We start from the raw sequence: 235 nt of genomic DNA, 5'->3' as shown, positions 1-235 counted from the left end.
CCCAGTCCGGGCCGAGCAGATCCGGACCCAAGTAGCCCACGGCGTCGTCCTCCTCAGCGCGTGGAAGAACGCGCAGGAAGCCAAGATCGAAACCAACCACCTGCTTCTGTTCCGTCTCAAGGATGCACCGTGCCTTGAAGGCCGGACGCCGCCACCTCTCGCCCCGGCCATATACGTGCCACAGTCCCTCCATCTTGAGATGGGAATGCAGCAACCATCCGTTCTCTGGATCGCC

The 235-nt window shown here is 62.6% G+C and carries 1 pseudogene; it reads right to left on the bottom strand.

What is annotated here, in order from left to right:
- Positions 1-193 (bottom strand): annotated as a pseudogene (locus SB754_RS23035) (Fpg/Nei family DNA glycosylase); the annotation flags it as partial.
- Positions 194-235 lie beyond the last annotated feature (42 nt).

It is taken from the genome of Leifsonia sp. SIMBA_070 (genome assembly GCF_046534635.1).
In the GTDB taxonomy this organism is placed as follows: Bacteria; Actinomycetota; Actinomycetes; order Actinomycetales; family Microbacteriaceae; genus Leifsonia.
The sequence above is the reverse complement of the archived record's forward strand: the minus strand, read 5'-3'. Positions and strand labels throughout refer to the sequence as shown.